Source organism: Rhizobium sp. CB2179, assembly GCF_057653455.1.
Window position 1 is genome coordinate 382257 of the sequence record NZ_JBYGKR010000004.1, and the last position, 23588, is coordinate 405844.

Consider the following 23588-nt stretch of genomic DNA (forward strand, 5'->3'; position numbering starts at 1 on the left):
ACGCAAGTGTCGGATTGTCCATATTGTTTTGAAAGCCGGAAAAGCAGGGGAAGGACATAACCATGGGGTTTCATATCTGCACCGCTTGCGGCACTCAGTTCGACGAGCGCTTAAAGCCGCCGCCCGCGTGCCCCATCTGCGAAGACGATCGTCAGTTTGTTCCTGCATCGGGGCAGGCGTGGACGGACATCGCAGCACTTGGTCGCACCCATGATGTGACCTGGCGTCAGGAAGCCGGAGGCATCCACAGCCTTCAGGTTTCGCCTGATTTCGCGATCGGCCAGCGCGCCTTCCTGATCGAGAGCCCCGACGGCAACATTCTTTGGGACTGCCTCAGTCTCATTGACGAGGCGAGCATAAACCGAATTGGTGCATTGGGAGGTCTGAGCGCCATCGCCATTTCGCACCCGCATTTCTACACCTCGATGATGGAATGGAGTTCCGCTCTGGGCGATGTGCCGATCTACATTCATTCCGACGATGGCGAATGGGTACAAAGGTCTGGCGGAGCGCTCAATCAATGGAAGGGTGAAAGCGTGCAACTCGGTCGGTCGACCCTGATCCGATGCGGCGGCCATTTCCCCGGTAGTTCAGTCATGTACTGTCCCTGGCTGGCGGACGGCCAGGGCGCCTTATTCGCCGGCGACACGATGCAGGTTACACTCGACCGCAAATATGTGAGTTTCATGCGCAGCTATCCCAACCTCATTCCGCTCGGCCCAGAGGCGGTGAGACGTATCGGGGAAGCGGTACGCCCATATCGGTTCGAGGCGGTCTATGGTGGATTTTCGGGCCGAACGATCGAACGAGAAGGGTCTCGTATCGTGGACCAGTCGATGACAAGATATTTGAGTGCCATCGAGGGGTGAGCATTGATGACGCGATAGGACTCGTTATTGTGGAAGAGGAAAGACGCGACGAACGCCGGGCCCGACGATTGCTGTCGGCCTGTTCCGCGAACTTGCGGGCATGACCATCGACGATACTCGACAGTTGCGGCACTCATCGAAGGCTCAATTTGGGGATGGTGGAAATCGAAAACCGCCTTCGCGAAGGGCATCCGATCGTTCAGCGGGTGATCAAGAACTGCCGAGATCTTGGAACTCCCTGCTTGCGTCAACGCAGTCATCGATCATTCAGTCTTGAATTCCTAATTTTAGAATAGGCGCGTATGCTGCGGTGGGGGGACTGCAGTATCCATAACCTTGAGGGGTCGAGGACAATGTGCTGGAACACATCGTCGGCATTCAAGCCGGTCGGACTAGCTCTACGCGGCCCGGCCACGCATAAGATCGTCCGGACGCTCGGCGATGCCGCGGATATCCTGATCAGGGACTGGCCATCCGATGACGGTGAGGAATATGTCGCCGCCGTGAAAGCTTGTGTCGATGCAATCAGTGGGCAGATTCCTCCGGAACAATTTCGCGAAGCGCTTTTGCGCGCGGCCGAAGAGGCAGGCATAACAGCTCTCACTGTCGTGGCGCATTGATCCACATCGCTCACCCTCGGAACTGTATCGGAATGTTGTCTCGTCACAGTTCAGCCTCTGTAGTTCCATCTCATGTTCGTCGAGAGCGAGTGAACCGCGGACTTATGGCATCAAGCAATGGCGTCGTTTTGATCTGTCCATGACAACAACTCGGCAATCCGAGAATGTTTGGGGCCGCTGACGATAGCGGTGAGCGAGCCGGTCAGGTAGGCGAATGGATCGATAGCGTTGAGCTTCGGGATGCTCTTTTGCGTGCGGCCGATGAGCGGGCATCGGGCCGACAGGCTGCGTGGCAGCTTGCCGCTTCCATGAAGACCACCATATAACGCGCGATGACGTTTGATTCGAAAATTTTTGTCGGCCTGAGGCCAACGAGCAAAAAATCAGCTCTTCCCCCCGAGCCTTCCCAGTCGAAATGCCAGTGGGACGGTTGCGAAAGCGGCGGCACCAATCGTGCGCCCGTTGGGCGGGATGCGGAGGGTTTGTACCTGCTGTTCTGCCCGCAACATGCGAGAGAATACAATAAGGGGTATAATTTCGCGAGCAATCTGTCCGATCCGGTGACCGCCCGCTATCAGAGTGAGGCAGCAAGCGGCGCCCGTAAGACGTGGGGTACCCGCGTTGATCATGCGACAGAGATGCCGCTTCCTTCGACCGTCCGCTCGGGCACGGCAAAAGCCCTTAATGCACGCAAGAGTGCTGCCCAACATCAAGCAACGAAAACTGATCTCCAGCGACGTAAGCTCAAGGTATTGGAAGCGAAAGCCTTCGAAACGCTCGGCCTTTCGCAGGACGCGGCGCCCGAGGAGATCAGGCGCCGCTATAAGCAGATGCTCAAGCTACATCATCCAGACGCCAACCGAGGAGATCGAAACTCGGAAGCTGAGCTCCAAGCGGCAATCGACGCCCATAAAATCCTCAAGTTGAACGGGTTCTGCTAAATCGGAGACACAGTCTCTGCGGGTCAACAGATAAGACGCTGCCGTGAAAAAGCTGTGTAGTGCGCGACGCACGTCTCAAATCTTGTCTAAAACCCCTAGAGCGGCCGCGGTCCTTCGTATCCTTGACGCGTCGAAATCCGTGTCGTTCTCCAGAGCTGTCACTTCGGCCACAGTCAGACCAGTGGTTTCTGCAACGTCATCCAGCGAATAGCCGCGAGCCGCGCGAGCTTCCGCAAGCAAGCCGCCGACGGACAGAGCAACAGGGGATTTCACAATCTTCGAGACCATGTTCATGTCGTTAAAACTCCTTTTGGCGGCCGAAAAACGTACAAAACAGTTTCATAGTTCCAACGCACTGCCCGGGTCCGGGCGATTTCCGCGGGCGCTCGTTCTATCAGCTTGCCAGGCGGAGTAAAGTCTGACGTGGCGAAGGGGCGAACAACCTTTACATGATGGTCGACGAGAGGCGCCATCGACCCACCTGCCTGCCACGGAGCGTCTTTTATCCTGCGGGAATTCGCGGCGAGAGACGCTCACATGACGCCGCAGGCGAGCAGATTAGGTCATCGATGTTCTCGCTCAACCAGCTATTAAGACGCAGAGCAACGAAATCGAGCGCATCCCTCTCAAACCCGGCCAGGATGCGGCCATCGGTTCCAAAGGATATGAAGGCAACGGGTAAATCTCGGGTTCGAAAGATCGCGAGGCGGCCGCGAAATTCTTGAACTTTTTCTTGAACCGGCGGTGAGTGAGCAGCATCCGGAGAATTCGCAGCGTCGCCGCCGCTCAGCTTGAAACTCCCATGGGGAAGACGGCCTTTGCTTGACGGATGCAAAATTAACCGCCTTGATCGGACCGAACCCTTGATCCGCGAATTGCCATCGAAGGTCTAGAAGAGATCTGCTCCGATGACCGCACCACATCAGTAGCGAAGTTAAGACTAATCCACCGGCTTGCTGTTGAACATTACGCGAAAAGCATGTCGACTGAGCGCGGCAAGCCGTCCGGATTAGAATAGCGCGGTAGGACCGGGGCGCGGGCTCTCTGCCCCGGGCCCAATCCCCCTGAGGTGTAGCCGATACATTGCCTTGAAATCCGCGAAGTTTGCAAACCCGGCGAGGCGGGCAACTCTGACTATAGTCGTCGGGGCAACCGAACATTCGGTGGCGATTGACTGTAATGTCCCGAAGGCAATCAACTCCGGTTTTTCGAGCGCGATACGAATGACGCGTTCCGACTGCCCGTTGAACACGACCACCCGTGCCGCGATCATGTTTTTCAGATCGCGCAAGTTCTTGGGTTGGCTGTTGGAAGTTTGACGTTTCGTTATCATATCGCTCGATACCGCATTGGAACCATTAGCCTTGCCAGACGAAGCCTATTTTGCGGCATCAATCGTCCGTATCCACCCAGCCGCCCGCCGTGCGGCTTCTGCGAGAACTGGCTTCGGCGCTTTATAATATTCATCGACAGGCAACTCTCGCTTTCGACGAACGAAATCGATCGCGTCGTCCAGTGTTGGAAACTCATTTGGCAACGTGAGATGCAGGAAGAGCGCTACGACTGCGACTGAACGAGAACGGCCACCACGACAATTGACGAGAACGCTGCCACGTTCGCGAAGCGGATAGGACGGTTTGTCAGGCAGGATCTGTTCAAGCGCTGCACGAAGGATATAGTGGGCGGCAACCATCTGGGTATCCGGATTTCCGGCGCCGTCTATGAGGCCCACCTTGTAATAGCGAATCTCCCCCGGCCCATAGACGCTGCCCTCATGATCCGAGACGATCTTGTCCTGCTGCACGAAATTGAAGTCGAGGTTGACGGCGCAGTTGACTACCGTCGTGATGCCGTTTCGGCGCAGAAGGCCGAGGTCGCTTGCCCCCTCCTTTCCCGATATGAAAATATCGACGCCGTAAAACGGGTGCGATTGATAGATGCGGCTCAGTTTGGGCAGGTGTCTCTCGGCCTGTCCAATCGCGGCTTCAGATTTCTGCATGTGTCGTCTCCACGGCAGCTACCCTTGAGGCAGGCGGCGTTCAAAAAGTGATGGTTGATGGCAGGCTGCGCATCGACTGATGCGTCGCCGCCGGTGATCCTGCTAGGCAGCCGCCCTGGCTGCCCTGTTTTCGCAGATGGACCGTGCCACCCGCTCCAATGTCGGGTAGTGCGCGCCCTCGCCTGTAGCGACGTAACCAGGACAAAGGAAATCGGCCGCCCCTACGGGAACCTTGCCGAGGGTCAACGGTTCGTATCGTCCGCCTGCATTCTTCAGGATCAGCGTGGCTGCGGCAACGTCCCACGCGTTGACGCCAAATCCGGCGGCGGCATCCACCCATCCGGCGGCGACATGCGCTATGCTGAGAGCGGCGCTTCCGGGACGACGCAACGTCGAAAAGGTCTCGACCAGTTCACCCATATTGGCGAGTGCGATCTCGCGACCGTCGAGCCGGAAATCCCGCGCCACCGGATAGCCGGTGATCAGCGTCGCATGCGCTTCCTCTGCAACCGCACGCGACCGCAGCGGACGATCGTTCAGATCGGCGCCCGCAAGATCTGCCGTGAACATCATTCCGGAAACTGGATCGAAGATCGCGCCGGCAACAACCTCCCCACCGATGACGGCGGCGATCGATACACACCAGAATGCCAGGCCACGGGCAAAGTTCGCCGTTCCGTCGATTGGATCGACATACCACTGAATACCCCCACTGCCCGTCTGTCCGCCCTCCTCTCCCATGATCGCCGAATTGGGCTCATGCTTGAGAATATAAGCCCGGATCGTCGCCTCGGCACGCTTATCGTGGATGGTGACGACATCGTGGAGATCGACCTTGTAGTCAACGTCTATATTGGATCGGAAGGCTTGCAGCAGAGGCTCGCGTACGGCTACCGCCGCGCCTTTGGCGATTTCCATCAACCTGCGGGATCGCTTAAGCGCGTCTTCATTGTCGGGGCTCGGGTTGACGCGAGTGGGGTTTTGCATCGGCATGTCCAGTCTGTCATATGGGAACAGGTTCCCGCGCTTCACGTCGGAATTGCTTACTTCGTGTAGTTTACACGCCAGAAATCCTGCCATTCCTCGCGCCGGTCGAAATCATCCAGACCGGTGGACGTGTCATAGGCCTGCAGCTTGTCGGCGACCTTCATCAGGCCGGAAGGCTCGTCGTCCGGCATCCTGACGTCGCTATTGGTCGGCAGTTTGCCGTCCTTCATCTGCGGCGCGATGCCCTCCTCGGTCAGGATATAATGGATGAAGAGCTTTGCCGTATTCGGGCTTTGCGACTTGGCGGCGATCAGGCCGAGTTTGATATAGTTCCAGCCGACCCAGGGATCGAGCGTGGTGCAGATGCCGAGCTTGTAACCCTTGTCTTCGTTGTCACGGAATTTCGCAGAGCTCAACAGGCCGAAGAACGGTTCCTTCTGACCTGGTGCGCCCACGGCTTCCGATATCCGGTCGTCGCTATCTGTTGCCAGCGGGGCATTCTGAGCCAGGGCCCTGATCCAGGCGGCAGCAGCGCTCTTTTCATCAGTCTGCAGCTCCTTGCCGAAATGCGCCTTATAGGCGGCAGCAACCGCATCGCTGCCGTGGGCATCGAGTTGATTGAACCAGTCCGTGTAATTGCCCTTCGTCAGGGGGTCGATGATTGCAACCTTGCCTTTCCACTTCGGCTCCGTCAGCTCCCAGATGTTGGCCACGGGGCATTTGTCATAGGCCTCGGTGTTGTAGGCCCATACGTTTGCATTGGTCGAGATCGCCAGAGGATTCTGGAACTGCTTGGGGATCTTGGAGGCCATGTCCGCAGGGAGGTAGTTTTCGACGAACTTTTGCGGCAGCAACTGTGCCAACGCCGCCGGAGCATCGGTGATCAACACCACGTCGCCCTGAACGTTGTTGGATTGACTTTCTCGTATGATCATCTCGAGCTGGCTGTTGGCCGAAACCTTCATGCCCGTCGCCTTCAAACCGTATTTGGCGCTGAAGTTTTCGGCCATCTCAACGATCTTGCCGGTGCTGTCATAGACATTGATCGGCTTTTCGCCTTTGGCCGCATTGACCAAAGCTTTGATATCGGCCGTATCGCCAGCGACTGCCGGAACAGCTAAAACCGCTGTCGCCATGGCGGCGATCGCCGCGACTGAAATCTTGGCATTTCTATTCATCGTTCCCTCCCAGGAGATCGCCAAAGGCTGCTACGGCTTATTTCTTGTAGTTCATGCGCCAGAAGTCCTGCCACCCCTCGCGCTTGTCGAGATCCGCGGCTGCGGTGGACGCATCGAATGCGATGAGCTCATCGAGATGGGCGGCAATGCCCGACGGCTCATCGGACGGCAAGCTAATCGCCGAATTCCCGGAGATCTTTCCATCCACCGTCTGCGGGGCAATTCCCTCTTCGGTCATAAGATAACGGACAAAGAGCTTTGCCGCGTTGGGGCTCTTGGTCTGCGTGGCGATCAAACCGAAGCCAGGATAGAGGAAACCCGAAAAAGGCTGGACCCCGGTGCATAGGCCGAGTTTCAGGCCCTTGGCCTCATTGTCGCGATACTTCGCCGTCGATGTGATCACGAAGAAAGGGTCGGACTGGCCAGGCGCCCCGGCGGCATCGGCAACAGTGGTGGAGTCCGACAGAAGCGGTCCGTTCTGGGCAAACGCCTTGACCCAGGCCGCTGTCGCGCTCTGGCTGCTCGTGTCGAGCTTCTTGCCGTAGAGCGCTTCATAGGCCTTGGCGACATCCACGTCGTGATGCATCTCGATCTGGTTGAACCAATCCGCATAGAGCGGCTTGTCGAACAGATCGAGCATGGCGAGCTTGCCCTTCCATTGCGGCTCGGTCAGTTGCCAGATGTTGGTCACCGGGCATTTGTCGTATTTCTCGGTATTGTAGGTCCAGACATGCGCATCCGAGGCGACGACCAAGGGGTTGCGCAGCCTTTCTGGAATATCCTGTTGAAGATCCGGCGGCGCCCAGCTTGTCACCACGCCTTCCGGCAGAAGCTCGCCCACTGCCGCGGCGACGTCGGTTGCCACACTGACGTCGCCGACGACATTTCCTGCCTGCCGCTCGCGGATCAACAATTCGACCTGCGTCGCCTCATTGACCTTCTTGCCGCTCGCCTGCACGCCATATTTCTTCGTGAAGGCCTGGGCGGTATCGACGATCTTGCCGGTGACTGCATAAACCGTGATGGGTGGTTCTTTTTTTGCAGCGTCTATCAGCGCGTTAAGATCGAACGTGTCTTCGGCATAGGCCGCGGCCGAAAGGGCGGACGCGAAGACGAGCACCGCAGTCCCGGCGAGCAAGCCTCGCCATGCCGATCTTGTCTGGTTCGAATGGGCCATGATGTGCCTCCCTGGTCGGCTCGTTATTTCTGATAGTTCATCCGCCAGAAGTCCTGCCACGTTTCGCGGGCATCCCAGTCGTCAAGGCTGGTCGCCATCTGGTATGGCAGCAACTGGTCTAGAGCCGCGCCGATCCCGGATGGCTCATCGGCGGGAAGGCTGACATCCTTGTTCGTCGACATCTTGCCGTCGATAGCCTGCGGTGCGATGCCCTCGGCGGTCATGACGTAGTGGATGAAAAGCCTAGCGGCATTCGGGCTGTCGGTACCCTTCGTGATCAGGCCTACGCCGGGATAAAGCCAGCCGAGCCATGGCTTGAGGTCCTTGCAAAGGCCGAGCTTCATGCCGCTATCGGCGTTATCGCGAAACTTGGCCGAGCTTATGAGCCCCATGAAGGGCTGAGACTGCCCGGGGGCGCCGACGGCGTCCGCAGCGGCGGCGTCGGCATCGGTCAGGAGCGGCGCATTGGCGGCCAGCGCCTTGACCCATGCTGCGGTGGCGCTTGCCTCATCCGTCTGAAGATCCTTGCCGTATCGCTCCTTGTAGGCCGCAGCAACCTTGTCGTCGCCATGTTCTGCCATCTGGTTGAACCAGTCGACATAGGACGCTTTTCCGAGCGGATCCTGCATCGCAACCTTGCCTTTCCATTTCGGCTCGGTCAGTTCCCAAATGTTGTCGACAGGGCATTTGTCGAACAGCGCCGTATTATAGGACCACACGTTCGCGCTCGTGACGACCGTCAGTGGATCCTGATATTCGGCAGGGATGCTCTTGGCCAGGTCCGGCGGCAGCCAGCTTTCGGCAAAGCCCTGCGGGATCAGCTGGGCCATGGCAGCCGGAGCGTCGCTGACGATCGACACGTCGCCCTGTATGTTGTTTGCGCGGGCCTCGCGGATGATCATCTCCAGCTGCGCCGACGCCTTGACCTTCGAGCCTTCTGCCGACAGGCCATATTTCGCGGCAAAATTCTTCGCCATTTCGACGATCTTGCCGGTGCTGTCATAGACCGTAATCGGCTTTTCCTTCTTGGCAGCCGCGATCAACGCATCAAGGTCGAACGACTCCTCGGCGCTTGCCGCACCTCCCAAAGCCATCGCAACGGCAGTCGCACACAACACGCGGCCCATGCCGCCGATCAGGTTTCTCTTCATTACTGCTCCTCCTTCAGTAAGCTATTCTTGGTTGCGCGGGTGTCAGTTGTAGACGCCGCTGCCTCAGCAGCGTATCTGACTCCGTAATTCGCTCTCCGCGTGCATCGAAAACATGCAGGGCCTCAGGTGGTGCGTGGAAAAACACGCGCTCCCCGGCGTCGATACGCGGCAGCGCGTGGGTCGTGAGAAACAGCGTATGGTTGTCGCTCCGCAATTCGAGGATCCAACTGCCACCTGTCGGCAGGACGCCAGTGACGGTCATCTCGCCGAAAAAATCACCTTGCGGTATGTCCTCGAGCTTCAAGACATACCCGATCGCCTCCGGCCGGATGCCGACCGAGCCGATGCCGGAGAGTGCAGGATACCGCGCCGAGAAATAGGCTTCAGCCTTGTCGGCGATATCGGAGACACCCGGCTGTCCGAATGTCAGGATATTGATCGGCGGGCTGCCGACGAACTCCGCGACGAAACGATTGGCCGGCCGGTCATAGATGTCATTGGGCGTCCCCATCTGTTGGAGCGTGCCCTCGTTCATGACGGCGATCGTGGTCGCAAGCGTCATTGCCTCCCATTGGTCATGGGTCACGAAAACGATGGTCGTCTTGAACTCCTTGTGTAGCCGCTTGAGTTCGGCGCGCATCTCCAGCCGAAGCCGAGCGTCGAGATTGGACAGAGGCTCATCGAGAAGCAGCACGCCCGGATTGACCGCGAGCATGCGCGCAAGCGCAACGCGCTGCTGCTGGCCGCCGGAAAGCTGCGAGGGATAGCGATCGCGATATTTGGCGATGTCGAGCGCCTGCATGACCTTTTCCACGCGGGCCTCACGCTCGGCTTTCGGCAGTTTGCGCAGCCGCAGGCCGAAATCGGTATTCCGCTCGATCGTTAGATGCGGCCACAGCGCGTAGCTCTGAAAGACGAGACCCATCTCGCGCTTTTCGGGAGGAACGAAAACGCCCTCGGCAACGGAATCGATCAGCCTGTCTCCGACGCGAATTTCACCTCCAGACAGGTTCTCCAGCCCGGCGATCATCCTCAAGGTCGTCGTCTTGCCGCAGCCGGAGGGGCCGAGAAGGCACATGAACTCACCATCGCGAATTTCGAGATCGAGGTCCGAGACCGCGTTTGCTGCATTCACGCCGTAGTTTTTTTGCGCACCGCGCAGGTTGATCGTAGGCATCAGCTTCCAAGTCCTTCTGCAAGATTTGTGCGGGTGAGTTTCTGGGCCAGCAGCGTGCCAAAATAGGCAATGCCGGCGATGATCAGGACGACGGCATTGGCCGCCTGGGTGTAGTGATAATCGACAAGCCGGAGCGAATAGGTGGTCAGAACGTCGGTGCTCGGGACGGCGAGGATCACGAAGAGGCTGAGGCCCTTGATCCCGGAAATGAACGGAAGAAGCACGCCGGTCACCAGGGAGCCCTTCTGGATCGGGATCACGATCGAGATCATGCGCCGCAACCACCCTGCACCGGCGATCTGGGCGGCCTCTTCCGGATCCTTGCCGAGCTGCGTCATTGCGGAGATGCCAGCGCGGGAAGCGTAGGGCATCTGATCGGCGATAAGGGCAAGCACGAGGATGGTCACGGTCCCATAAAGCGCCGGCATCGGCCCGCGCGGAACGGCAAACAAGGAGAGATAGGCCGCGGCAAACGCGATACCCGGCACGAGATAAGGCAGGAACGTCACTTGACGGAGGTAGACCGACAGCGCGCGGACCGGTGTACGGATGACGACATACCCGACGAAGAGACCGAGAATACCCGAGGTCAGGGATGCTAGGCCGACGATCATCAATGTGTTTCCGGCCGCTGCCCAGAGATCCGGACTGAAGAGAATGCCCGTCTGCAGCGCGACCGTATCGAGATTGGTGCCGATCCAGTAGTCGAGCGTGAAGTTGTCGAGTGTGAACTGCGCCGGAATTTTCATGACGGTAGACAATGCGAGCGTCAGCAGCGGCAGTCCGACACCGAGAAGGAAGATCGCTGCGGCGAACCCCGTCGCCGGAAGCCGCATTTTACCCAGGCGGCTTTGGCGGTTCATAGACCCCTTCGAACCGATTGTGACGAAGCGGCGGGCCTCGCGCACCAACCGTGCGTCGATCATCAGCGTTATGATGCCGATCACCATGATCGAGGCTGCGACGACACCTGCCACGCCAGTCTGGCGCGAGGCGATACTACGAAACAGCGAGGTCGAAAGCACCTCGAACTTGACGGGCAGGCCAAGGACGTAGGGAACGCCGAACTCGCCCAGGCACTTGGCGAAGATCAAAACCATTGCTGACAGGAGAGCCGGCCGCATCAGAGGCAGAATGACCTGCAAGGCAACCTGGTAACGCCGGGCGCCCAGGATGCGGGCGGAATCCTCAAGCTGGGAATCGAAGCGACGGAGCGCAGAACCAAAAAGGAGGATGACGAAGGGCGTATAGTGCAAGGCAAGAATGATTGTGATCGGAAAGCGACCATAGGCGACCCAATCCGGTGGCGTCATGCCCATTGCCTCGAACCAACCCGGCTGACCGCCGATCGTCCGGTTCTTAAACAGCGTCATCCATGCGAGCGCGAAGGTCCACGCAGGCAGCATGTACGGAACGATCAACGCGGTCGCAAACCAGCGTCGCCCGAACATGTCAGTCCGACTAATCAACCAGGCCAGGATGGTGCCGATCACCAGAGAAAGGGCTATGGCACCAAATGCAACGGTCAAGGTATTGACGAGGGGGTGCCAGAACAGGTCGGTCGCAACAGGAGAGAAGAATGTCCGATCGAGATAATAGAAGGTGAGGTCGCCGACCTGTTTGCCGAGCCGTCGCTCATTGCCAAACTGGACGCGTATGGCGTCCAGAACGATCGAGATGATCGGAACGACGATCAGGTAGGTGAACAGCAGGGCCGTCAAGACACCGATCAGCGTCGTTGGCTCGCGCAGCGCGACCTTGAACCGATAGCGCCACACCTGCCATCCGGATGGCTTTGCACCAACACCCGTGGCGGGCGCTTTTGCCTTCATCGTCTCGCTAAAAAGAGCCATCGTACCTCCCGTATCGTCATCTCCTTGCTCGCATGACGTCGTCCAAGCGAAGGCATGCACAGAAGGCTCCCGCGAACGGGATGCCCCTGCGCGCAAAAAGCGCGAGCAAGAATTCAATTTTCCACAGGCCTCTAAGGCCCGCGCACCGGCGAGCGAGCCGGCTCCTCCCGGCGCGCTCGTCAAAGGCATCCTCAACGGAATAAGCATTCCATTTATGCTCTTCTATAGAACGCATGATCCATTGAAACGTGCCCTTTGTCAACGAGAAAATGCACGCGCGGTCAATATGTTATCCAGTTGTTTTCATTAAATATTTTTATCAATTTAAAATGTACTTTCGAACAGGTATGCATGGCGGCCAGCCGCGATATGGTGTGAGGTCTCATCCTGCGCAGCCGGCGATGCTGATTGGTCAGCTGCCGCTAAGCGTGACTGGCAGGCGATTGAAAATATTCGATTGGAAAAACCAGGACTTTATGGCCACTGATAAAGACCCTGGTTCGAGTGGAAATATTGATGGCACAAACATTTGTGACGGCAGAAGAAGTGGCGAAGCGCGCGGGAGTTTCGCGCTCGGCCGTGTCGCGCACTTTCAATGGCGGAAGTGTATCGAAATCGGTGCGACGCAAGGTCCTCAAAGCCGCCGGTGAACTCGGCTATCGCGTCAACCGTCTGGCTCAGGGTCTGATGAGCGAGCGCTCCAATCTCATCGGTGTGGTTGGCGCCAATCTCAGTTCGCCATTCATTTCCAGGCAGCTTGATCTTCTCAGCATCGGTCTGTTGCGGCGGGGCCTGCAATGCCTGCTCCTCAACGCAGCAGATGCACGCAAGGATATTGCACCCCTCATCGAACTTCTGTTCGAGTTCCGGGCTCAAGCAATCATCGTTCTTTCGGGGGAGCCTCCAACCTCGATCATCGACGAGTGCATCGCCAACGGTGTTCGCCTCATCCTGATCAACCAGCGCCTCGACAGAACCGATACGAGCATGGTGTTAAGCGACGATTCCCACGGTGCCGAGCTCGCCGCCATGCGACTTGTCAAAGCCGATTGCAAAAAGGTCGTCGTCGTCTCGAGCAGCAGCCAGACCCCGTCACAAGTTCGTCGGGCGAACGCTTTCAGCCAGCGCATGGGGATAGAAGGCATAGAGGTCGTGGCTTGGTCGGGTGGTCCGACGTCCTATGACAGCGGTTATAAGGCCGCCTGCGAACTGCTTTCGGACAAGACTATTGATGGCGCATTCTGCGTCACCGACCTCATGGCTCTCGGATTTCTGGATGCAGCCCGCCTGGAAATGGGCCGCCGCGTGCCTGAAGATCTGTCGGTCGTCGGTTTCGATGACATACCTCAGGCGAGCTGGAAGAGCTACCAGTTGACCACGGTTGCCCAACCGCTTGACGACCTGACAGACAAAGTTCTGACGGCGCTCGACAGCGACGAGACAGAGACCCGGCTTCAAGTCGTGTCGGTGTTCATGGTGGAGAGGACAACAGCCCGCTAGTTGGCCTGGCGGATTCGGCTTTCAATCAAAAGACCGCTTTGATTGAGGATCGGATGGGCGACGGCCGCGATATGGGCATGAATGCGTTTCAGGTCGCGCAGAATATCGAGGTGCAGCGAGCTCGTCTGAATGCTTTCGGGCCGCTCTTCGCGCAGGCGCTGCAGGTGCCGTTGGGCCGATTGCTTTTCGAGCCGGCGCACGTCTTCCTTGATTTCGACGAGCCGGCGCGCCAGCGTGGCGTTCTGTGTTGCAAAAACCGTCTGTGCCATCCTTAGGCTGTCGAACGTAACAGCGAACAGGCCGGAGATTTCTTCTTTCCCATCCGGCGAAAATTGCAGGCCACGTTCGATTTTCTTGGCAATTTCCGGGAGTATCCCTTTTTCGATAATGTCGCCGATGTGTTCCAGATTGATGGCATATTCAACGATGCCCATGGAGCGACGATGTTCTTCTGCGCTCAAGCCATCATGACCAAGCTTGGATATATAGACCTTGATCGCGTGTTGAATCCGATCGACCCGGCCTTCCAGCATTGCGATTCCGGCAAGAGTGGAGGAATCGTTTCGGTTTATCGCCTCAGCCGCCTGCGACAGCATTTGTTCGACTAGATCGCCGACCACCATGACCTCGCGGCTTGCCCCGGCGAGAGCGGAGAGCGGACGTGCGAGATCATTGCTGTCCAGATAGCTGTTCTCAAGATTTTTCTCTTCCTCCGGCAGGAGGCGAGACATCAGTGACAGGACGTATGGCGACAAAGGCCAGGCAACGAGAGCGACGAGCACATTGAAGGCGAGATGTGCGTCGACTGCGAAATTCTGATGCGGCAGCGGCGACAGTTCCAGAAGGTCTGCGCCATAGCCTGCAAGGGGAAGGGCGATGCAAACGCCGATCGCCCGTACGATGAGGTTCCCGAGTGTAACCCTTCGGGCGCTCGTCGGCGCCCGAAGGGTGGCAAGAACGGGCGGAACCGCGCCTCCGAGATTGGCGCCAAGGACGAGCACGATCACGAGCCCCGTGTCGATGCCACCACCGGCGGCGAGTGAAAGAATAAGAACGACAATCGCAAGGCTGGAAGATGCCAGGATCGCCAGAACGGCCGAAAAGATCAAGGCAACCGGCCACGCGTTTCCGAGCATAGTTATGAACAGGCTGAGCGCCGGCGATTGTCGGATGGGATCGGTCGCTCCCGAGAGCAGATGCAAAGACAGCAGCATGAGGCCGATCCCCACCAGTGCCGTACCCGTGCCTTGGCGGGCTGTGGAGCGGCCCCGTAACAGGATGGCGCCGGCAAGGATTAACAATGGCGAGAGCCAGCCGAGGCCGAGGGCGACGATCCAAGCGGTCGCAGCGGTGCCGACGTTCGCTCCGAGGAGCACGATCTGTGCCATGGCCGGCACGATCAGGTCTTTCTCGACGAAGGAGGCAACCATCAAGGCGGTGGCCGTAGAACTTTGCAGAGCAACAGTGGCAATGAAGCCAGCGCAAAGGGATCTGGTGCCGCTTCTGGTACTCCTGGCAAGGCCCGCACGAAGTTTCGTACCGAAGGCGCGCGTCATGCCGCCCTTGACCTGGGCTAGACCAAACAGAAGCAGAGCGACCGCGCCGAAAAGATTGATGCTGACGATAGCCGATTCCATATCACACCTGCTGCATTCTGCCGGCTTCGCGTTCCGGCATTCATGGCGACCAAACGCGTCGTCAGACCCCTATTTTATTCCAACTCACATTATCGTCGTTCGATGTCGCGCTGCTATGCCGGGACATCCTGCTGAACCCTTTCGAGCGGGACAACGATGTTAGGTCTGCCCTTTGCCGCGCGGTCCAGGAATAGGCCAAGTGCTCCGAGGAAAACGCCAAGAAAGCTAGGAAGCGATCCATCATAGGCGTCGGGCGCGCGACCGAACTGATTTGTCAGCGACCGGTAGAGTGCCAGTCGTTCGGGTTCTATATGCTCGATTGACAGATGCCCGCCTTGTCTCAGGCAATACCAGTCGGCGATCAGATCGATCATCGGAAGATCTTCTGCCTGGGCCGAACTCGACAGTTCGAGACAGTCACTTTCCCCTGCGGCGCCCCCTGCTACGCATTGTGCTGCCTGCGCGACATTCATCTCCAGGATCGCTGCCGCGAACGCGCCTGGCCATTCCTTCGGCAGGTAACGATGGACGACCAGCGCCCGCTTGTGGGCCTGGAGAAAGGCGCCGTAGCTGTCAGCAGACAGCGCATCGGCGCCGCGCTCATGGCGACCGTTGGTTTCAAGCCGATAGCCTGAGAGGAGATCACGGTCGACAGCGATTGCCGAAAGCCCGACCGTATCGACGGCCAAATGGTGTCGAGTTGGTCGTATGACCTTGAATGCTGGGGGGAATGCGACGAGCGACGGGACAGCAATATTGGTCACATGGCTGCTATCGTAACCTCGCGTGGTGACGCCTTCAACGTGCAGATGGCCGCTGAAGTGGACCTGCAAGCCTGCCGAAAGGATCGCCTCTTCGACTTCCCGCCGGGGCGTGCGGCGCACGACGTTGGTCTCACCGAAGAGCGTTTTTTCCGCATCGGAAGCGCCGTCGAAGGGATCGAGCGCCGGATAGTGAGAAAAGGCGAGCACGGTCTTGTCGAGAAGACGTGCCCGGCGCGTAACGTCGCTGACCCATGAAAAGATGAAAGGCTTAGCACGCAGCATGGCATTCCAGCCGCCGGCGGTGCTGTCGGTGAAGGCTGCCTCCTCACCATCGGCGAAGGCTCCATCGAGGGGCTCGAACACATTTGCGTCGATCATCAGCAGCCAGAGGCCAGGCTCTGGTTCGACGAGATAGGATGCGTCCATGAGCCGATAGCGATTGACGCCGTCCGGCGACGTCACCTCGTAGACCCTATCCTCCTGAGCATCTGATAATCCAAAAGGGCTTTCCCAATGGATGTATTCCGGCCGGCGGAAATAGCCGAAATTCGCCATCGCGCGAAGCCCATCCGGATATCCTTCGCAATACATCCTGTCGCTGAAGACTGCACCCTCGCGTGCAAGTCCGGCATCGCTCGAGACGAGGATCGCCTGACCACCTTCCGTCAGGAACTGCTTGGTGTGATGACGGCCGCGCGGGCCGAATATGTCGTGATTTCCCGGCAGCGCATAGAAGGCCGTTCCATGCTCCCGGCTGTGCTGTTGCAAAATGTCGGCGAGCTTTTCCGTCGTTGCCCGCTGGCCATCGTCACTGTAGTCGCCAAGCAGCACGACATGTCGGATGCCACGTTTCTGTACGTGTTCAAGCGCCGCAAGGAGTGCGCCGGCACTCTCGTTGAAGACTCGCGTTGACTGGCGTGTGTCCGACCAACTGCGCATCGTCATGGCGCGACCGCCGATCCTGACACCGGAAAAGCCGAAATCGGCATCGACGTCGTGAAAATGTGCATCCGCGATGACGGCAATCTCGGGATAGGATCGGGGCATCATGAATTGCGTTGCCTGCGTTCTTCGATCATGTCGATCCACTCCGACGCCCGCTGGGCTGCTCCGTAGAGCATCGGCTTTGGCGTTTCGAACCACTCGTCGGGACGCAGCTCGCGCCGCTCGCGGATGACGGCGAGGGCGTCATCCAGGCTTGGATAGAGATGCGGCTGCTGCTTGTGCAGAAAAAGCGCAACCAGCGAAACAGAGCGGCTGCGCCCGCTTCGACAATTGACGAGCACGTTGCCGCCGTCGGGAAAGGGGTAGGTCTGCCGCTTCGGCATGGTCTGGCGCAGAGCGCCGTCGAGAATGTAATAGGCGCCGAGCATCATCGTATCAGGGCTGCCCTCCCCGTCGATGAGGCCAATTTTGTAGTAGCGAATATCTCCGTAGCCTGACGCCCGCAGGTCAGCCGTTCCCTGGTCTGCCTGCACGTAGTTGATATCGAGATTGACGGCGCAGTTCACCACAGTCGTGATCTGGTGCTGGCGCAGGAGACCAATGTCGCTTGCACCGGTGCTCCCGCCAATGAAAAGAGCCGCCCCGAAAGGGCCTAGCCCTTCCGCGATCAGGCTGATCGCCGGGCGAGCGTAAACGGGTCCGTCCATGTCAAGTCCTCCTTCGCGCCGCGTGCGCCTGTCGCCGCTACCGGCGGATTGAGCTTGTTCTCAAGCTCCTGCGAGAGCCCCGGGGCCACCCAAGTGTGCTTTCTCAGGCGAATTGCCTGCCGTCGAAAGCGGGATTTTGGCGACCTTGCTGATCCCTGCGGCAATGGCTGGAGCGGCGGCAAGGACGGGACCACCCTTTTCCAGGCTGCCGATATCGAGGAAGGGGCAGACATCGCCCCCCGCCTCGCTGACGAGGAGAAGGCCGGCCAGGCAGTCCCAGGAATTCATGTGCAGTTCGACATATCCGTCGGAGCGGCCGTCGGCCACATAGGCCAGAGCCAATGCACCCGAGCCCGCCCTTCGGACGTTTGTGCCGAGATCAAGCAATCCTTTCACGACCTCGAGGTAGGTCTCGTTCGCAACGCGCGTCGACCACCCCATTTCGATGGTAGTGGCATCGTAACGTTGTGTCGCAGCGACCCGAATCGTCTTGCCGTTCAAACTGGCGCCGCGGCCGCGTTCTGCGAAATACAACTCATCGAGCGCGGGGTTATAGATGGCGCCAAATTCCGTCACACCCTTTTCTACGTAGGCGATCGAGATGCAGAAATGCGGAATACCGCGCGCGAAATTGGCTGTACCGTCGACCGGGTCGACGACCCAAACGCGCTCACCGATTGCGCCGCCGCCTTCTTCTCCAAAGAAGCTGTCGCCGGGAAAGCCAGCCAGGATGCTGTCGCGGATCAAGGCCTCGGACGCGGCATCCGTTTCCGTCAGGTAATCTTGTGGCCCCTTCATCGACAGACCGGTTGCCACTCCGGCATGAAAGCCTTTGAGAACCAGATCCCCGGCAGTGCGGATGACGGCGCGGCAATAATCCGCGCGGGTTTCGGCCAAGGCTGCATCGGATACTGAATGCATATGATTCCCCTCAGGTGTTTTGCACGCGCGCTCATATTTGCACGCGCGTGCAATCGGGTCAAGTCATGCGATCGCTGGTGATCACTTGGTTCTGTTCGTCCGTTTTCCTTGATGGTTGCAAGCGCGCCCGACCATCTGCCGGCCTCTGGAAAATGTTGAAGCCCAATCGATGTCGCCCCTCTTCCACAGCGGCTTAGGATCGCTCGTCTTTCTGGGGATGAAAATAGCTCTGCCACCGCTTCGGCGCCTCGGAAAACAGCCCAAATGCCTGAATGACCATGCCCGCCGGGAGATCGATGTTTCTGGCAACCCCGCTGCCTTTCAGGACTGCTCCTCGCTTGTCCGGATCACGCTCGCGAAAGGAGCCGCCGCCGCCAAGCTGGCAATTCTGGATGCGGATCGGACCAAGAACCTGCGCGCCGTTGCCAAGCGTTGCGCTCTGGGTAATCGAACCGCCGCCATTCAACCGGACATCGTTTCCGACATCGATTTTGTCACTCTGTGCGCCAACCACAAGGGTAAAGCCCCCCTCCCGACCGAGATCGCCGTTTGCGCCTATGGCAATCGAACCGGCGCCGGCCTCGATCCGCACGCCGCTGTGAAGCACGGTCGACGCGCCAATGCTGACCGATCCCTCCGGGCCGACCTCGATTGTCACATTAGGCCAGAGGAAGACGCCAGACCCCAGGCTGGCGCGAGAGGAAATCAAGGTCGAAAACGGATCGATGACCGTGACGCCCAGATCTGCAAGCTGCAGCGTTTGCGCAATGGTCAGGAAACCCTTGAGGCGCCTGACCTCGTCGACCCTACTTGTTATCTCATGCATCTGAAGCGTCTCCGGATGCGATTTTCAGCAAGGCTGCAGCGGTTGCATCACCGTCATGCTGACCGCGGCTCCAGGCATCTTCGAATTCGCCCTTGATGATGTGACGCCCGTTCTTTTCCTGCGGTTTCTCTCTGAGATAGGGAAACGTTCCGACCGTCTTCTCGAAGGGAAACAGCATCCTGTTTGCGAGAACGAAGGTGAACAGATTCGAGGTTCCGCCGCCCTTGCGCGCATGCAGATCCGCGGCCGCCAGGACGTCTTCGAGCGTTAGTCCCATGGTCTCCCGGCATTGCAGGATGTTGCCGATGAAGACTTTCGGGCAGTTGGCCTTCTCGATAGCTGAAACGAGGCCCGTCACCAGAAGATGAGGAAGGATACTCGTGTAGAGACTGCCCGGACCGATGGCAATCAGGTCCGCCCGGGCAACGGCGTCCAGCACAGCCGAGTTGGCAACCGGCAGGGCCTGATCGGCGCCAGCCAGCTCGACCTCTGCGATCCCAACCTTTGCATCCCCTGCCCCCATCGATGTGATGACGTCCTGCGGCGCAAGCCTCCGACCGTCCCTCAGAGTTGCGGAGAGAACCAAGTCGTTGTCACAGGACGAAGGCCATACGTTTCCGACGATGCCGCACAGCTTTCTGAACACGAAGATCGCCGTGTTGACGTCTCCATTATGCGCCACGCAGGCGCCCGTCAGAATGAAGTTCCCGACGCTGCCGTGCCTGAAGTCGAAATCTCGACCAACAGAAGTGGCGAATGTGTTCAGATAATTCAGGATTGCACCGCGCAGGCCCGGCTCCATTCTCTCGAGCAACGGATGACGGCCTTCGGCGTAGAAGAGGAATTCCTTGCGGGCATCGTCAAAGCCAAGATTGGCCGATACCCGGGCGTTGCAGATCTTGACGACGTCACCGGCGCAGCCTTCTCCATGTGCCATCGTCATCAGAGCCTGGCGGATGTCTCCCACTGAGAGGATGGAGAGCCGCTCGCGAATAACTTTCGAGCTGCCGCCGCTATCCCAAGCAGGCACGACGCGGGTGACATCGGCTCCACGTTGGCACAGCGCCACATTGATCGATCGACAGGCGCTGCCGCCCGAGAATAATACAATCCGTTTCATACCCGCTCGCGATCTTTAGAAGCACATGCATAGCCTGCGCGGATTACGTGCAAAAGTTCTCCCCTCGTCACATATCGTGACGAGGCTGTCACAGAAGCTTCCGCAGCCTGGCAAGCCCGAAAGCGGCAATCGTGCCCGCATCCTGGAGATCGCCGTCGAGGATCATCCGTTGCAGCTCATCAACCGAAACGGTGGCGCGAACGAGGTCCTGTTCTTCATGCTCGAGCTTGTTATCCCCTGGCGTGAGATCCGTCGCGAAGAAGACATGGCATCTCTGGGTCACCGTTCCATAAAGTGGGTAGATAGTGCCGATCCTGATTAATGAGCCCGCAATCAACCCGGTTTCCTCCTGCAATTCGCCGCGGGCGAGTTCGTCGGGATCGGCGTCCGGTTTCTCCTCCCAGCTTCCCTGAGGAAATTCCCATTGGCGCGACTTGATCGGATATCGGAATTGTTGAACGAGGTGAACGAGACCCCGGTCGAAGGGCAGGATCATCACGAAGTCGGGTTTGTCGACATAGCCGTAGAGCCCGGGCGACCCGTCACGGCGCAGGATCTTGTCCTCGCGGACCGTCATCCACCGGTTGGCATAGACCTCCCGCGAATCGACTGTGATGATGTCCGGTCCCGCGCCTTGCTCTGACGTTTTCATGATTGAAGATGGATCCATGGCCGTATCGGTTCCTGTTCATGGCTGGATATGCCGGGCCAAATATATGAAGCCAAGCTCTATCTGTTTCGAAAGACTGTTTGAATGTCGGCGCCTGCTTCGTGCTGGGAAAATGGATGTCTGAACAGTCAGAAGGCCCGAGGACGGCCCTCACTACCTATTTTTTATCTTTACTCTCGGTCGATGTGGTCGAAACGACACGAGGAGCGATTTGAGTTCAAGTTCACGCACGCGCCGGGCTGCCTCATCGGGAGAGACCCAGACGAGAACCCGCTCGCCACGCTCCTTGAAGTCGTCCGTCAGGCGTTCGACCTCGATCTGAAACAGGTCGACCATGCATGGCGAAACCACGTCAGGACCAAGTTCCTTGAGATAGGTGTATCGGCCAATCGGCTTCTTGCGCACGCTCCCTTGAACACCAGCTTCCTCCCAGGCTTCAGTGGCAGCCGTTTCGAATGGCTTCTTTCTCCTCATCGGCCAGCCCTTGGGGATGACCCATCGACGACTTTGACGCGACGTGACCAACAGGATCTCGACCTTGTCCTCGTCGCCGAGATAGCGAAAGCAGACCGCGCCATATTGCTGCAGAAAGGCTCCCTTGAACAAGGTCTCGGGCACGAGCGCAAGTTGGTGCAGCAAACCCGCGGCTTTGTTTTTCTGGCGTTTATCGTCGTTCTTCATGTGTTTCCCGAGGACGGATATGAAGCCTTTCCAGGTTACTCGCGCGAGGGTTTGACGGGGGAATATGTCACCCGCCGCGGATCGAGCCGCGCCAGACCAGTTCGGCATGAAGTTTCAGAGACCTAACCTCACCGGCATCTTCCGGAAGGGTAGGAGCAGCTAGAAACGCGACCGCTTCGCGCGCCACCATCTCAACCGGCTGTGCGAAGGTCGTCAGATCGTAGGAAGACCACGACGCCTGCTCGATATCGTCGAAACCTGCAATGCAAAGCTGGTCAGGAACAGAGATCTTGAACTGATGGCGCGCGGCATCCATGACGCCGCAGGCGAGCAGATCGTTGGCGCAGAAGATCGCGTCGGGCCGATTCGTGCGCGTCAGCAGCCTCTGGGCAACCACCTTTCCAGCCTCGTAGCCAGTCGAGCCATGACGCTCGACCGCAACCTCGATGCCGAGGGCCGCAGCCGCCGCAACGAAACCGCGCTCGCGCGCCATCAGGCTCGGTGTTCCGACCTCGGAATTGGCGAATGCCAGTTGTTGGCAGCCTGCACGCATGAAGGCGGTGAGGATGCGGCTGGCGGCCTCCTGGTCGTCGATGTTGATGCGCAGCGGCCCCGGCTGGTCGTCATCACGGTTGATGAGGACAAGGCGTTGACCATTCCTCAGGCAGAGCTGTGTGATCGACTTGTCCGGCAGTCCGGATAGGATGATCGACGCATCGGCCCGGTAGTGAATTGCCTGGCGCAGCGCCCGATCCACACTGCCGTCGGAACGGTCGGTGTTAATGAGCATGGCAATCTTTCCACTATTCTGAAGCTGCTGCGTGATCGCCCGGATCAGAGATGAGCGAAAGGGCGTTCCGAGTTCCGACACGATAAGACAAACGATGCCGCTTTCATTCGTCATCAGCCCCCGGGCCAGATGATTGACGTGGTAGCCAAGCGCCTCGGCCGCATCCATCACGCGTCTGCGCGTCTTCGCCGATACACTGGCACCCGGGGTAAAGGCACGCGATACCGCCGAGCGCGAAACGCCCGCTTTCTCAGCAACCTCCTGCGCGCTGACAAAATCCTTCATGACCACCGGCAACTCCCTTTGCCCGGACTGTGCACAAATTGCAATTGCGTGCAAGAGCCGGCCCCGGCGGTTCTTTAGGACAAAACCTGCCGCAGGATTAATGCGCCTGCACCGACCGAATGCTCAGGCATTCATCTGCAAGCTGTTGCTGCTCATGGAGATCAAGTCGATTCACATCAATGGCGCTCATACCCGCCCGTCGAGCTGCTTCAAGACCTTGTTCGCTATCTTCAAACACGACACACCGGGCTGGTTCTATTCCCAACAAAGCGGCCGCCTGCAGAAACAGGTCCGGCGCCGGCTTTGGATTTGGCACGTCATCGATCGTGACCACCTGGTCGAAATACTCCCGCAGGCCCGTTCCTTGTAGGGTCGCTGTGACAATTTCTCGCGAACCGCCGGATGCAACAGCCATGGGACGCAAGCCGGCCAACCGGCGAACGGTTGCAGCAACCGCGCGAACTTCGCGCACATTGTGGACATTCTGGAGAAAGTGCGATCGCATGGTGGCGATGACGGATGCGCGATCGAGCACAACGTCGAATTCTCGCTCAAAGGCGTCCATAAGAACCACTTCAGACATTCCGGCCCGCATCAAATACCAAGCCTCACTCATCGGTTTGCCGGAAAGGGCAAAGCCGGCCGCCCATGCGTCCGCATAGACAGGGGGCGTGTGAACAAGTGTGCCGTCGCAATCAAAAATCACGGCCTCGAAATCATTTTCCAGCGATAGAATATCAATCATACCTCATCCTTCCGGCGGGCGAACATCGGTTTGACGCGAGGCTCC

Annotated in this window: 22 protein-coding genes and 1 pseudogene; 4 read left to right on the forward strand and 19 right to left on the reverse strand. The window is 58.6% G+C overall.

What is annotated here, in order from left to right; translation table 11 throughout:
* The first annotated feature begins 62 nt into the window (after positions 1-62).
* Together AC244Q_RS33365 and AC244Q_RS33370 are read left to right on the forward strand one after the other, a co-directional pair.
* Complete coding sequence (locus AC244Q_RS33365) at positions 63-869, forward strand: hypothetical protein (RefSeq protein ID WP_017997260.1); 807 nt, start codon at positions 63-65, stop codon at positions 867-869.
* Between the two features lie 353 nt (positions 870-1222).
* Entirely contained in the window at positions 1223-1489 is a 267-nt protein-coding gene (locus AC244Q_RS33370) for a DUF982 domain-containing protein (RefSeq protein WP_012759978.1), read from the forward strand.
* 110 nt (positions 1490-1599) lie between these two features.
* Here the strand turns inward: AC244Q_RS33370 and AC244Q_RS33375 are convergent.
* Positions 1600-1725: pseudogene (locus AC244Q_RS33375) on the reverse strand (transposase domain-containing protein); the annotation flags it as partial.
* Between the two features lie 96 nt (positions 1726-1821).
* Between AC244Q_RS33375 and AC244Q_RS33380 the strand changes: the two are divergent.
* Positions 1822-2430, forward strand: coding sequence for a J domain-containing protein (locus AC244Q_RS33380; protein ID WP_128407564.1), 609 nt, complete (start codon positions 1822-1824; stop codon positions 2428-2430).
* A gap of 75 nt (positions 2431-2505) precedes the next feature.
* Here AC244Q_RS33380 and AC244Q_RS33385 read toward each other — a convergent pair whose 3' ends face one another.
* The 8 genes from AC244Q_RS33385 to AC244Q_RS33420 form a co-directional block, all read right to left on the reverse strand.
* The gene (locus AC244Q_RS33385; protein WP_017997054.1) at positions 2506-2724 is read right to left on the reverse strand and encodes a helix-turn-helix domain-containing protein; all 219 of its coding nucleotides are present in this window, start codon (positions 2722-2724) and stop codon (positions 2506-2508) included.
* A 1084-nt stretch (positions 2725-3808) separates the two neighbouring features.
* Positions 3809-4429: a dual specificity protein phosphatase family protein gene (locus AC244Q_RS33390; protein ID WP_017997265.1), complete on the reverse strand. Its 621-nt coding sequence runs from the start codon at positions 4427-4429 to the stop codon at positions 3809-3811.
* A gap of 102 nt (positions 4430-4531) precedes the next feature.
* Positions 4532-5416: an inositol monophosphatase family protein gene (locus tag AC244Q_RS33395; RefSeq protein WP_128407563.1), complete on the reverse strand. Its 885-nt coding sequence runs from the start codon at positions 5414-5416 to the stop codon at positions 4532-4534.
* A 56-nt stretch (positions 5417-5472) separates the two neighbouring features.
* A complete protein-coding gene (locus tag AC244Q_RS33400; protein WP_431673835.1) occupies positions 5473-6552 on the reverse strand; it encodes an ABC transporter substrate-binding protein in 1080 nt (359 codons plus the stop codon).
* Positions 6553-6631: 79 nt separating this feature from the next.
* Complete coding sequence (locus AC244Q_RS33405; protein ID WP_128407562.1) at positions 6632-7771, reverse strand: ABC transporter substrate-binding protein; 1140 nt, start codon at positions 7769-7771, stop codon at positions 6632-6634.
* Positions 7772-7794: 23 nt separating this feature from the next.
* Positions 7795-8922: an ABC transporter substrate-binding protein gene (locus AC244Q_RS33410; protein WP_128407561.1), complete on the reverse strand. Its 1128-nt coding sequence runs from the start codon at positions 8920-8922 to the stop codon at positions 7795-7797.
* 13 nt (positions 8923-8935) lie between these two features.
* Positions 8936-10099: an ABC transporter ATP-binding protein gene (locus AC244Q_RS33415; RefSeq protein ID WP_128407560.1), complete on the reverse strand. Its 1164-nt coding sequence runs from the start codon at positions 10097-10099 to the stop codon at positions 8936-8938.
* The gene (locus tag AC244Q_RS33420; RefSeq protein ID WP_128407559.1) at positions 10099-11952 is read right to left on the reverse strand and encodes an ABC transporter permease; all 1854 of its coding nucleotides are present in this window, start codon (positions 11950-11952) and stop codon (positions 10099-10101) included. The genes AC244Q_RS33415 and AC244Q_RS33420 overlap by 1 nt, the downstream gene beginning before the upstream one ends.
* 516 nt (positions 11953-12468) lie before the next feature.
* Between AC244Q_RS33420 and AC244Q_RS33425 the strand changes: the two genes are divergently transcribed.
* The gene (locus AC244Q_RS33425; RefSeq protein ID WP_097624466.1) at positions 12469-13452 is read left to right on the forward strand and encodes a LacI family DNA-binding transcriptional regulator; all 984 of its coding nucleotides are present in this window, start codon (positions 12469-12471) and stop codon (positions 13450-13452) included.
* On the opposite strand, the gene AC244Q_RS33430 is transcribed toward AC244Q_RS33425, so the two are convergent.
* From AC244Q_RS33430 to AC244Q_RS33475, 10 genes are all read right to left on the reverse strand, one after another.
* Positions 13449-15089 carry a Na/Pi cotransporter family protein gene (locus AC244Q_RS33430; RefSeq protein ID WP_128407558.1) on the reverse strand — a complete coding sequence of 547 codons (1641 nt, stop codon included), beginning with the start codon at positions 15087-15089 and terminating at the stop codon, positions 13449-13451. The genes AC244Q_RS33425 and AC244Q_RS33430 overlap by 4 nt on opposite strands.
* Positions 15090-15202: 113 nt before the next feature.
* Positions 15203-16903: a metallophosphoesterase family protein gene (locus tag AC244Q_RS33435; protein ID WP_017997274.1), complete on the reverse strand. Its 1701-nt coding sequence runs from the start codon at positions 16901-16903 to the stop codon at positions 15203-15205.
* Complete coding sequence (locus AC244Q_RS33440; protein ID WP_128407557.1) at positions 16900-17505, reverse strand: dual specificity protein phosphatase family protein; 606 nt, start codon at positions 17503-17505, stop codon at positions 16900-16902. Before AC244Q_RS33440 ends, AC244Q_RS33435 begins: the two co-directional genes overlap by 4 nt.
* A gap of 60 nt (positions 17506-17565) precedes the next feature.
* Positions 17566-18426: an inositol monophosphatase family protein gene (locus AC244Q_RS33445; RefSeq protein WP_128407556.1), complete on the reverse strand. Its 861-nt coding sequence runs from the start codon at positions 18424-18426 to the stop codon at positions 17566-17568.
* 193 nt (positions 18427-18619) lie between these two features.
* Complete coding sequence (locus tag AC244Q_RS33450; protein ID WP_128407555.1) at positions 18620-19252, reverse strand: LbetaH domain-containing protein; 633 nt, start codon at positions 19250-19252, stop codon at positions 18620-18622.
* The gene (locus AC244Q_RS33455) at positions 19245-20372 is read right to left on the reverse strand and encodes a gluconeogenesis factor YvcK family protein (RefSeq protein ID WP_026157705.1); all 1128 of its coding nucleotides are present in this window, start codon (positions 20370-20372) and stop codon (positions 19245-19247) included. Before AC244Q_RS33455 ends, AC244Q_RS33450 begins: the two co-directional genes overlap by 8 nt.
* Before the next feature lie 88 nt (positions 20373-20460).
* Positions 20461-21042, reverse strand: a complete 582-nt coding sequence (locus AC244Q_RS33460) for an NUDIX domain-containing protein (protein ID WP_128407554.1) — start codon at positions 21040-21042, stop codon at positions 20461-20463.
* A gap of 153 nt (positions 21043-21195) precedes the next feature.
* Entirely contained in the window at positions 21196-21723 is a 528-nt protein-coding gene (locus tag AC244Q_RS33465; protein ID WP_012759971.1) for an NUDIX hydrolase, read from the reverse strand.
* Between the two features lie 67 nt (positions 21724-21790).
* Positions 21791-22798, reverse strand: a complete 1008-nt coding sequence (locus AC244Q_RS33470) for a LacI family DNA-binding transcriptional regulator (RefSeq protein ID WP_012759970.1) — start codon at positions 22796-22798, stop codon at positions 21791-21793.
* A gap of 97 nt (positions 22799-22895) precedes the next feature.
* The gene (locus tag AC244Q_RS33475; protein ID WP_017997282.1) at positions 22896-23543 is read right to left on the reverse strand and encodes an HAD family hydrolase; all 648 of its coding nucleotides are present in this window, start codon (positions 23541-23543) and stop codon (positions 22896-22898) included.
* Between the last annotated feature and the right edge of the window lie 45 nt (positions 23544-23588).

Excerpts from the sequence above, each read along its gene's own strand:
- AC244Q_RS33425 (WP_097624466.1), top strand. The coding sequence starts at position 12,469 with ATGGCACAAACATTTGTGACGGCAGAAGAAGTGGCGAAGCGCGCGGGA.
- AC244Q_RS33415 (WP_128407560.1), bottom strand. The coding sequence starts at position 10,099 with ATGCCTACGATCAACCTGCGCGGTGCGCAAAAAAACTACGGCGTGAAT.
- AC244Q_RS33395 (WP_128407563.1), bottom strand. The coding sequence starts at position 5,416 with ATGCAAAACCCCACTCGCGTCAACCCGAGCCCCGACAATGAAGACGCG.
- AC244Q_RS33465 (WP_012759971.1), bottom strand. The coding sequence starts at position 21,723 with ATGAAGAACGACGATAAACGCCAGAAAAACAAAGCCGCGGGTTTGCTG.
- AC244Q_RS33420 (WP_128407559.1), bottom strand. The coding sequence starts at position 11,952 with ATGGCTCTTTTTAGCGAGACGATGAAGGCAAAAGCGCCCGCCACGGGT.
- AC244Q_RS33410 (WP_128407561.1), bottom strand. The coding sequence starts at position 8,922 with ATGAAGAGAAACCTGATCGGCGGCATGGGCCGCGTGTTGTGTGCGACT.
- AC244Q_RS33380 (WP_128407564.1), top strand. The coding sequence starts at position 1,822 with ATGACGTTTGATTCGAAAATTTTTGTCGGCCTGAGGCCAACGAGCAAA.
- AC244Q_RS33440 (WP_128407557.1), bottom strand. The coding sequence starts at position 17,505 with ATGGACGGACCCGTTTACGCTCGCCCGGCGATCAGCCTGATCGCGGAA.
- AC244Q_RS33445 (WP_128407556.1), bottom strand. The coding sequence starts at position 18,426 with ATGCATTCAGTATCCGATGCAGCCTTGGCCGAAACCCGCGCGGATTAT.
- AC244Q_RS33455 (WP_026157705.1), bottom strand. The coding sequence starts at position 20,372 with ATGAAACGGATTGTATTATTCTCGGGCGGCAGCGCCTGTCGATCGATC.
- AC244Q_RS33435 (WP_017997274.1), bottom strand. The coding sequence starts at position 16,903 with ATGATGCCCCGATCCTATCCCGAGATTGCCGTCATCGCGGATGCACAT.
- AC244Q_RS33370 (WP_012759978.1), top strand. The coding sequence starts at position 1,223 with ATGTGCTGGAACACATCGTCGGCATTCAAGCCGGTCGGACTAGCTCTA.
- AC244Q_RS33365 (WP_017997260.1), top strand. The coding sequence starts at position 63 with ATGGGGTTTCATATCTGCACCGCTTGCGGCACTCAGTTCGACGAGCGC.
- AC244Q_RS33390 (WP_017997265.1), bottom strand. The coding sequence starts at position 4,429 with ATGCAGAAATCTGAAGCCGCGATTGGACAGGCCGAGAGACACCTGCCC.
- AC244Q_RS33405 (WP_128407562.1), bottom strand. The coding sequence starts at position 7,771 with ATGGCCCATTCGAACCAGACAAGATCGGCATGGCGAGGCTTGCTCGCC.
- AC244Q_RS33470 (WP_012759970.1), bottom strand. The coding sequence starts at position 22,798 with ATGAAGGATTTTGTCAGCGCGCAGGAGGTTGCTGAGAAAGCGGGCGTT.
- AC244Q_RS33400 (WP_431673835.1), bottom strand. The coding sequence starts at position 6,552 with ATGGCGACAGCGGTTTTAGCTGTTCCGGCAGTCGCTGGCGATACGGCC.
- AC244Q_RS33385 (WP_017997054.1), bottom strand. The coding sequence starts at position 2,724 with ATGAACATGGTCTCGAAGATTGTGAAATCCCCTGTTGCTCTGTCCGTC.
- AC244Q_RS33430 (WP_128407558.1), bottom strand. The coding sequence starts at position 15,089 with ATGGAATCGGCTATCGTCAGCATCAATCTTTTCGGCGCGGTCGCTCTG.
- AC244Q_RS33475 (WP_017997282.1), bottom strand. The coding sequence starts at position 23,543 with ATGATTGATATTCTATCGCTGGAAAATGATTTCGAGGCCGTGATTTTT.
- AC244Q_RS33460 (WP_128407554.1), bottom strand. The coding sequence starts at position 21,042 with ATGGATCCATCTTCAATCATGAAAACGTCAGAGCAAGGCGCGGGACCG.
- AC244Q_RS33450 (WP_128407555.1), bottom strand. The coding sequence starts at position 19,252 with ATGCATGAGATAACAAGTAGGGTCGACGAGGTCAGGCGCCTCAAGGGT.